The sequence below is a fragment of the Longimicrobiales bacterium genome (assembly GCA_028823235.1).
In the GTDB taxonomy this organism is placed as follows: Bacteria; Gemmatimonadota; Gemmatimonadetes; order Longimicrobiales; family Gaopeijiaceae; genus UBA2589.
In genome coordinates this window covers 1-7,428 of sequence record JAPKBW010000040.1, presented here as the reverse complement: position 1 = coordinate 7,428, position 7,428 = coordinate 1, and the positions used below count along the sequence as shown (strand labels likewise).

General features: G+C 60.0%; 4 protein-coding genes and 7 tRNA genes. 2 read left to right on the top strand and 9 right to left on the bottom strand.

Annotation, left to right across the window (positions count from 1 at the left end; genetic code table 11):
• Positions 1-259: 259 nt before the first annotated feature.
• Together thrC and OSA81_12990 are read left to right on the top strand one after the other, a co-directional pair.
• Positions 260-1,585: a threonine synthase gene (thrC, locus tag OSA81_12995; protein MDE0899917.1), complete on the top strand. Its 1,326-nt coding sequence runs from the start codon at positions 260-262 to the stop codon at positions 1,583-1,585.
• Positions 1,582-2,517, top strand: coding sequence for a homoserine kinase (locus OSA81_12990; GenBank protein MDE0899916.1), 936 nt, complete (start codon positions 1,582-1,584; stop codon positions 2,515-2,517). Before thrC ends, OSA81_12990 begins: the two co-directional genes overlap by 4 nt.
• A gap of 15 nt (positions 2,518-2,532) precedes the next feature.
• On the opposite strand, the gene OSA81_12985 is transcribed toward OSA81_12990, so the two are convergent.
• The 9 genes from OSA81_12985 to OSA81_12945 form a co-directional block, all read right to left on the bottom strand.
• Complete coding sequence (locus OSA81_12985; GenBank protein MDE0899915.1) at positions 2,533-3,834, bottom strand: hypothetical protein; 1,302 nt, start codon at positions 3,832-3,834, stop codon at positions 2,533-2,535.
• Positions 3,835-3,850: 16 nt separating this feature from the next.
• Positions 3,851-6,178, bottom strand: a complete 2,328-nt coding sequence (locus tag OSA81_12980; protein ID MDE0899914.1) for a DUF5916 domain-containing protein — start codon at positions 6,176-6,178, stop codon at positions 3,851-3,853.
• Between the two features lie 290 nt (positions 6,179-6,468).
• A tRNA-Ser gene (locus OSA81_12975) sits at positions 6,469-6,550 on the bottom strand.
• A 119-nt stretch (positions 6,551-6,669) separates the two neighbouring features.
• Positions 6,670-6,743: transfer RNA gene (locus OSA81_12970), tRNA-Pro, on the bottom strand.
• 23 nt (positions 6,744-6,766) lie between these two features.
• Positions 6,767-6,849, bottom strand: a tRNA-Ser gene (locus OSA81_12965).
• A gap of 69 nt (positions 6,850-6,918) precedes the next feature.
• Positions 6,919-7,002 (bottom strand) — tRNA-Ser (locus OSA81_12960).
• 33 nt (positions 7,003-7,035) lie between these two features.
• Positions 7,036-7,108 (bottom strand) — tRNA-Gln (locus tag OSA81_12955).
• A gap of 14 nt (positions 7,109-7,122) precedes the next feature.
• A tRNA-Thr gene (locus OSA81_12950) sits at positions 7,123-7,195 on the bottom strand.
• Between the two features lie 8 nt (positions 7,196-7,203).
• Positions 7,204-7,276, bottom strand: a tRNA-Ala gene (locus tag OSA81_12945).
• Positions 7,277-7,428 lie beyond the last annotated feature (152 nt).

The following is a 7,428-nucleotide window of genomic DNA, read 5'->3' as shown; positions in this document are numbered from 1 at the left end:
AAGCCACTAAGAAGGCTGCTCCGAAGAAAGCCACTAAGAAGGCTGCTCCGAAGAAAGCCACTAAGAAGGCTGCTCCGAAGAAGGCCGCTAAGAAGGCTGCTCCGAAGAAGGCCGCTAAGAAGAAGACTGTGAGGAAGAAAACCAAAAAGTAGGTGATGCTTCTTTCTCGGGTCAGTAAAGGTGCCAGCACCCGCCCGGGTGCTGGCGCCTTTCTCGCTAGAGGAGGCCACATCGACCCTCGGCCTTTTATCTTGTCTCTGTGAATACGTTCAGATCCACCCGCGGCGGTCCGGAGGTCGACCTAGCTGAAGCCGTCTTCCGCGGCCTCGCGCCGGACGGTGGTCTTTTTGTCCCCACCACACTGCCTCAGATACCACGATGGCCCATATGTAGCCGGGATGGAGCTTCCCTTGGGCCTGGTAGATCCTTTGCCGACACTGCGCGCATTGTGGCCCCGGGTTTCTTCCCTGGAGTGGAAGCAACTGTTCTCCGTGACGTCGTGGAGGGTGCGTTCTCGTTTCCGGTGCCACTCGTTGAAGTCGAGCGGGGTCGATTCGTACTAGAGCTGTTCCATGGGCCGACCCATGCCTTCAAGGACGTTGGAGCTCGCTTCATGGCGCACCTCCTCCCGAATCTGTCGGGAGGCACAGCGAGTCCTCGAACAGTCATGGTCGCCACGTCAGGAGATACCGGCGGTGCAGTGGCCAGTGCCTTCCATAACGTGCCCGGCCACCGGGTCGTTGCACTTTATCCCCAAAGGGGTGTCAGTGACCGTCAACGTCGTCAGATGACTACCCTCGGCGGAAATGTGCACGCAATCGCAGTGAGTGGGACCTTCGACGACTGCCAGTCTCTGGTGAAGGATGCTTTCGCAGATCCCGCCCTACATTTGCGCCATGGCCTTACGTCCGCGAACTCGATTAACGTCGCCCGCCTCTTCCCCCAATCGTTTTACTACCTCCATGCGGCAGCCGAACTCGAGGCAACCGGAGCGAGTCATATGGGCGCCCACTTCGTTGTCCCTTCCGGGAACCTCGGAAACCTGTGTGCAGGGCTGCTTGCCGTACGGTCGGGTATGCCGGCCAGCGGCTTCACAGCTGCTTCGAATGCGAACCGAGGCTTCGTCGATCTTCTGAATGGGTCGGATTTCACGCCTCGGCCTTCGGTGACCACATGTTCAAACGCCATGGATGTGGGTGCGCCGAGCAATTTGGAGCGCTTGAGGTGGTTGTACGGCGGAGACGACACAGCTCTCCGCGCCTCGGTGGTGGGCCGGTCAGTGACGGACTCGGAAACCGTCGCATGTATTCGGGCGCTCTATGACCGGACCGGGTATCTGATGGACCCCCATACGTCCGTAGCATTCCAATCTGCGATCCGACAGGATGCCAATCCAGGGGTTCCGGTGGTCGTTCTCGCGACGGCACATCCGGCTAAGTTCCCCGATGTGGTAAGGCAGGCAACCGGTGTCGATGTGTCTGTTCCGCCGAATCTGGATCGGACCGCTGCGCTACCCGAAGTTATCCTAGAGATGGACTCGACCAGAGAGACTTTGACCGACGTGCTTGAGAGGTTGCCTTGGTGACCAACGTCACAGATCTTCGCGCTGCGCGCGTGCGTGTACCCTGCTCGACGTCGAATCTTGGGTCTGGCTACGATACGATTGGTCTCGCGTTAGAGAAATATCTCGACGCAGAGTTCCAGCCGGATGACAGTGGCACCCTAAGGGTCGAACGGTCCGGGACGCTGGCGCGACTCGATGCGACCAACGAAGACGACTTGGTTGCGGTGGCCCTGACGAAGCAATTAAAGCGGGGCAGAATTACTGCGTCCGGCACGCTCAGGCTCCACTCTGAAGTCCCGGTAGCACGTGGCTTGGGAACGTCGGCGAGTGCGAAGCTTGCGGGCTTCGATCTCGCTCGGGCTGCGATGGGTGAGGCCCAGGACAACGACCTCTCGTTTTCGGCTGCGTTCAGGGACGAAGGTCACGGTGACAACGCGGCGCCGAGTGTCTTCGGTGGACTGCGAGCGGTAGCTAAGACGGCAGACGGACCCGTGGTGATTGGATTGACGCTGAGCGAGTCCGTGGGGTTCGCCTATGCGGCTCCTGCGGCGGGTGTTTCAACGAAGGAAGCGCGGGCTCTGCTTCCCAAGCAAGTGCCGCACAATCTGGCTGCAGCGACGCTGGGGCGTATCGTAGCACTGGTTCGTGGTCTCGCGGAAGGAAACCCGGATCTGATTCGGATCGGCACGAAGGACGAGCTCCATGTGCCACACCGGCTCTCTCTGATCCCGAGCGTCCTCGGCGCCATGTCCGCAGGAATTGATGCGGGCGCATGGGCTGTGACCGTGTCCGGTGCCGGGTCGGGGCTCATAGCAATGTGTGAACCCGGCGATGCGGACGGGGTCGCCGCAGCGATGCATGCGATCTTCGACGCGGGCACGGGCGATCCGGAGTGTGTCGGGTTCGCTGTGAAGCCGTGCGCTCAGGGACTTCAGCGTATCGCGCCCCTCTGAGCCATTCCGCTGCCGCTACTGCTTCACCAGGCCGCGGCATCCCCATACGAGATACGCGTTGCTCATGAGCCGCCCGGCAAAGAATGCTGAGAACGCGGCGGTGGCCCCAACGAAGTCGAATCCCCATCCGAGCGTCATGAACGTGAGTGCCACCGTCAGCACCTCCACAGCACTCGCGACCGTTATGTGACTCGTGCGTCGGCTCTCCACGAGGATCGCTCTCTGAAGCGAGAGCAGGACTGACAAGGCGGGGAGTAGCACGATGATCTGTGTGGGCGGTAGCGCGAACCTCACCAGATCTGGTGAGAGCCCTGATATCGTCGCGAAGTAGAAATCCGATAGCGGAGTGAATGCTACGATTGCGAGGCCAACGGATGTCGCCGTGCCAAGGGACAAGGCGAACCGCCGGAGCTCTGCGTAATGCTCGAAATTCTTGCCCATCAGGGCGATTGCGGTGTCCTGGAACGCGAGACCCATCGAGCGGAAAAAGAACGAAATCGAGTGGACGACAGGGAAGACCGCGAGCGATTCCACAGGGGCAATGCTCCTCCCCATGAAGAACGTGAGGAGCGGCTGAACCGTAAGCCCGATCAGCGAGGTCAATGCGAGCGGCCAGTAGAACGTTGCGATGTCACCGTAGGTGACGTTGCTGGGCTCGCCTTGGTCCATCTCACCAGCGAGGATCGCGCGAACCGTGGGCGCTGCCATGAAGCGGGCCACGATCGCTTCCACGGTCACACCGGTTCCGAGTGCGAGCGCACCGACCCAGGACCCAGGGATGCCCAGAACGAAGAAGCCGATCAGGGCCGCGATGACCATCGCGACCAGCCTAATCATTGTGCCATAGGCCACCAACTTCGTCTTCCCAGACCGGATCAGAACACCTTGCAAAAAGCGGCGGTAGCCGATCGCGCTTGGCCACGGGAGGAAGAACCACAGCGCTCCGTACGTGAGTTCCGCGACTTCCGCGGGAACGCCCATGCCGCTGATGATCAATCGGTTGTAGACACCCGGAATCAACACGACAAGCAGCACCAGCGTCGTTCCCAGACAAAGGCCTCGAGAGAAGTTGCGAAGCTTTAGGAAGCTGGCTCGACCCTTCACGACTGCCGTCGCCGCACTCATCAGCATGATGACCGGGGCTTCGATCAGAATGGCTAATGCGAATGCCACACCATGGGCCGCCAGATTGAACGTCGGATCCGGGAGTCGCGCGATGATGGCGGCGAGGAACGGACCCTCGGATGCCATCATCACCCAGGTTGCCGCAAGTGGCAGCCAGAAGAGGAGGATCGAGCGTTGAGAGTGTTTGGCCAAAGCCGGCCTTCGTCGCCTAGATGCGGAAAAGGTAGGAGAGCTTCATGAAGAAGCCGTCCTGACGAAGTTCCTTTTCATAGAGAGGTAGGCCGTACGGTCCGTCCATCACTCGACTATAGCCGATGAAGAAGATGGTGCCGGGTGACGGCTCGAAGGAGATGAGGGCCTGGCCCGTGAAATTGCCATGCTCTCGCTCGTCCTGCAGGGATCCGTTCACGAGGACTGCCTGACCCGTCACGGGATGCATCAGTGCCTCGCGCTTCTCGAGGTCGTACTGACCGATGACTCGGGTGAGCAACGATTTGCTGAACTGGTACTGCACCTTCAGTCGTGGGATGTGAGCCGTGCTGAAATGCGATCCGGTCTCGGCCCTCTCGAGGCGCACCCATGAGTAGCTCGCCTCCATACGAAGGGTCTCGGATGGCTGCACTCTCAGATTGGGCGCGAGTCGGTTCTCCCAGCCACGCGAACCTTCCGCAAAGAGCGGGATTTCTCGGAACATGATCGCGCCGGAGAGAGTGAAAACGTCGTTGAAGCGGATGTTCGGCATGATCGCGATACCGAGAATGTTCTTTAGCTCAGGCGGCAGCGAGTAGGGCGCGGGCGTGCCGTCGTCGCTCACGACCTGGTGCGAAGAATAGTGCTCGGGAAGGAATCGAAACCCACCCCATTTCAGAATACTGTTCGCGCGACGACTTCCCCTGAATGCGATCGTCGGGTGCAGCTCGATCTCGTACTCGTACGGTGATCCGCCCGACCAGAACTCATCCTGTCGAGTGAAGTTGTTCGTGACGAGGTCGACACCCCACGTCTCGAGGACGTCCCCTGGATCTCCGAAGAGGTCGAAGCCGAGCGTTCCTGCCCACTCCGTATCACCCGTGCGTGGCATGAACCCCGTCTGAGTCTCGAAATCTTCGTCGAGGTCGTTCAGTCGTGCGCTGTAGCTGAAGTTGCGCCCTGCTCTCAGGAAGTTGAGTGACACCGAGGGTGCGAACACGGCCTCTGCCTGAGGCCTGTCGTCAAGGGTCCAACTGCCGGACACTTGGCCCGCAAACGTGTAGCGACCACCAAAGAGGAGCCGCGTGTCGACCGCGCCCACTCGATTGAATCCGCTGCCACCTCCGGTGAGGGTGCGGTCTGTGTAGATGACGCCGAGTGTCGAGGCTGCGCCCAGATCGGCGCGTGCCCGCACAATGTTGAAAAGCGCCTCTCCCTCGCCGTCGTGCAGTGACCTCGGGCTTTCATCGAGAGCGCCTAGGTATCCCACCTGAAAGGGCCCGACTTTTCCGGTCAGCTTTGCGCCGGCAATCGGATCGACGATCTGGCGTGTGTGGACCAGGTTCTGGTTCGTGCGAAAAACCTCCATCCCCTCGAGGAAAAAGGATCGCTTTTCCGGGAAGAAGAGAGCGAACCGCTCGTTGACCTGAATCTGATCGACGTCCGCCTCGACCTGAGAAAAATCCGGGTTGATCGTCGCGTCGAGAACCAGATTTTGAGTAATTCCAAGCCGTCCGTTCAAACTGAGTTCGGCTTCCGGGCTCTGCCGCACGAAGCCCTTGTCTTCACGAAAACCCTCGAGTTTGCCCGTGGCGACCGGGTTGAGTTCGATCAGTCTCTTGGGCCGCAGGTCGCGCAGTCCCGTAAGTGTCCCGCTCTGGGCAAGCGTGCTCGATTCGTTGACGGTCAGAGGAGCCCATGTGGACTTGTAACTGTTTCGCATGATGCCACGGGCGATCTGCAGTCCCCAATCCTGTTCCGGCACTTCAGGGAAGCGCAGCGAGACGTACGGAATTCTGGCTTCCGCGATCCAGCCATTTCCGACCACTCGCCCGTTCGACTCGAAAATGAAATCTTGGTTGAAGTCTACCTTGGGCCCCGTCGGTCCGCCCATCGCCTGAATGCTCTCAATCCACATACCGTCAGACTGGATGCCGTAGGGGCTAATGAAGAACGTGTAGGCCTGCCGCTCGTCGTGGAATGTGTCGAGCATGATGCGGACCCAGTCATCACTCTGGGATCGGTCGCGCTCCAGTAGATTCACGAGGATCTTGTCCGGCTCTGAGTCGAACACGCGAAAGCCGAAGTAGATTGCGTCGCTGGAGTAGAAGACCAGCACCTCGGTCCGTTGTGAGGCGACGACACCCTCAACGGGTGTGTACTGCGTGAAGTCTGTCAGTACTGCGGCGGTGGACCACTCCGGTTCGTCCAGGCGGGCATCGATCGAAATCGAAGGGGCTTCGACTCTCGGGGGCGCCGCCTCCAACTCACCGGCCCGTCCGCTGTACTCCTGAGCGGCGGGGCTGACCTGAGCTACGAGTGCCAGCGACAGGAAAAGGGGGTTCACTCAAGCTCCAAATGGGTGGGCGCCAGCGGGGGAGAGCGCTCACAGCCAAGGATTGTCGCGATTTCTGCAGGCTGAGTGAAGTGGGTTGAGAAGATTTCGGTTAGGAGTATGGCCATGTCGTGAGCCACAGGTCGATGTTCCAGACTCAGACCTCGTCGATCTGACCGAGCAGGAACAGGTCCTCCGTGGGATTCCCATCGATATACAGTGGCCGGTCACTCACGGAGATGGCTCCCGTGACTTCCTTTATAGCATAAAAACCTCCAGGTCATTCGACCTGGAGGTTCATACGGAGCGCGAGGGATTCGAACCCCCAAGCCCTTTCGGGCGCTCGCTTTCGAGGCGAGTGCAATACCATTCTGCCAGCGCTCCAAAACCACAAAGGCCCGAACCCTGCGGCGATGCCGCTGGATCCGGGCTTTGCGTTGGGTCGGCGCCCGGATCGGGCTATTGATCCGGCACGTGCCGGACAAGTCGTGCGGAGTGTCCAATCGGGGCGCCCGGATTCGAACCGGGGACCTCTGCGACCCGAACGCAGCGCTCTACCGGACTGAGCCACGCCCCGAGACCTACGGGTCTTCTATCTAACGGACGGGGTGGGATTCGAACCCACGCGGACAATGTCCACACGATTTCCAATCGTGCGCCTTAAGCCACTCGGCCACCCGTCCAATTCGGCCGCTATTGGTCCGGCACACGACCTGCGCTCGACCAGGGAACGTACCGTCGAGTGCCCTTCACGGAGGGAGTGGGATTCGAACCCACGCGGTGTTGCCACCAACGCCTTAGCAGGGCGTCGCCATAAGCCACTCGGCCATCCCTCCCACGAAACACGCGATCTTCCACGCGAATCACAGTAGCCCTGCTAGGGATCGAACCTAGACTCTCCTGAACCAGAATCAGGCGTGTTGCCAATTACACCACAGGGCTAAACACCAACTAAGAGCCACCAGTCGGATTTGAACCGACGACCCCGTCATTACGAGTGACGTGCTCTACCAACTGAGCTATGGTGGCAACGTAAGTGGAGCCGAGGGGGCTCGAACCCCTGACCTCAGCGTTGCGAACGCTGCGCTCTCCCAACTGAGCTACGGCCCCATTGCTCGATTTCTTGTTTGTTCGCGAGGGCGCGACGGGCTGGATTTTTCTCCTTCGATCGTTCGCGTCGAGCCCTTTGATCAATACCTAGTGGGCGCGACAGGATTCGAACCTGTGACCTCTACGATGTCAACGTAGCGCTCTAACCAACT